Origin of the sequence: Kocuria atrinae, assembly GCF_039531425.1 — a bacterium.
GTDB lineage: Bacteria > Actinomycetota > Actinomycetes > Actinomycetales > Micrococcaceae > Kocuria > Kocuria atrinae.
Genome location: NZ_BAAAQA010000005.1, coordinates 1 through 1,371 on the forward strand (window position 1 = coordinate 1; position 1,371 = coordinate 1,371).

The following is a 1,371-nucleotide window of genomic DNA, read 5'->3' on the forward strand; positions in this document are numbered from 1 at the left end:
AGCCCCTAGAACGTTGCTATCGCAGGCAAGCAAGCCCCCGCCATACACATATTTTGGCCTATAACCCGCGCACGGTGAGCGACGGTATTTTCGATTAGGTTGACGCCATGGGAGTTCCGGAGAAACTGGTGGCTTGGCGCCGTCATCGCTGGGCGCGGTTGGCGCTCATGCCGCTCAACATTTCGATCCCGGCCAAGGTGGAGATTGGGCGGGAGTTTCGCCTGGTGCACTACGGCATGGGCACGGTGATCTATCCGGACGTCACCATCGGGGATCGCGTACGGATCTATCACCAGGTCACCATTGGCCGGAAGGACGCGCATGTATCGCGTGAGGACTCGCCCTTCGAACGGCTGGTCATCGGGGACGACGTCGTGCTGTTCCCCGGTTGCAAAGTCCTCGGTGGCGCCGGCGTCACCAGGATCGGCCGGGGCACGCTGGTGGGTGCCAATGCCGTCCTGATGAACTCCACGGGGGAGAACGAGATCTGGGCCGGAAATCCCGCCCGCCTGGTGGGCCGCAGACGAGACCTGGACTGAATCACCTGCTTTCGCGTCAGCTTCGTGAGCCGCCGCAGGGCAGGTACAGGGGACGAGAACGTATGCGATGCTCACGAGGACTGCCTGCGGACAGGGCAGTGGCCCCGTGCACAAGCACAGGGCCACCGTGTAGTTCGTCCGGTCGCAGCCGGTGGGTCGTGGTTTCTAGCGGCGGCGCCGTCGGGATGTGCCGAAAATGGAGCGAGTGATTTCCCGCCCCAGTGCCGTCCCTGCTGAGCGCATCATGGAGCGCACCGCCGGGTTACTCATCACGGAGCCGAGGAACCCGCCCTCGTCCTGATCCGACCGGCGAGAATCCCGGGGAGCCTCACGCGATGCCCCATCACGCGGTAGCGCGTCCGGCAGCGGCTGCCGACCTCCGGGAGTATCCCCGTGCTCCGGCACTTGACCGGTCTGAGGGTCCAGGCGCTGACGCAGTAACTCGTACGCCGATTCGCGGTCCACGGCCTCCGCATACTTGGCATTGAGCGGCGAGGCGGTAATGACCCCGTCCACCGTGATTGCGGACGCCGGGGACATCAGCGACTGCGGGGCCCGCATGCGAGTCCACGCGACCGGGGTGGGGGCGCCGTTCTCGGACAGCACCGTGACCACGGCCTCACCAGTGCCGAGCTGAGTCAGCAGCTCTTCCAGGTCATAGGAACTCTTGGGATAGGTGCGCGCAGCAGCCTTGAGGGCCTTGGCATCATCTGGGGTGAACGCGCGCAGAGCATGCTGCACCCGGTTGCCCAGCTGAGCCAACACCCCGTCACCGGTGATTGAACTGCTCCCCGGAAGTTGGACTGAGAAATCAGTTCCTTCTTCCGGGGAG

Annotated in this window: 2 protein-coding genes; one reads left to right on the forward strand and one right to left on the reverse strand. The window is 64.7% G+C overall.

Going from position 1 to position 1,371, the window contains the following annotated elements; all coding sequences use genetic code 11:
* Positions 1-107 precede the first annotated feature (107 nt).
* A complete protein-coding gene (locus ABD283_RS04085) occupies positions 108-539 on the forward strand; it encodes an LbetaH domain-containing protein (protein ID WP_344223731.1) in 432 nt (143 codons plus the stop codon).
* A 165-nt stretch (positions 540-704) separates the two neighbouring features.
* On the opposite strand, the gene ABD283_RS04090 is transcribed toward ABD283_RS04085, so the two are convergent.
* Positions 705-1,371: helicase HerA-like domain-containing protein (locus tag ABD283_RS04090; protein WP_344223733.1), on the reverse strand; the 667-nt coding region annotated here is incomplete at its 5' end.

Excerpts from the sequence above, each read along its gene's own strand:
- ABD283_RS04085 (WP_344223731.1), top strand. The coding sequence starts at position 108 with ATGGGAGTTCCGGAGAAACTGGTGGCTTGGCGCCGTCATCGCTGGGCG.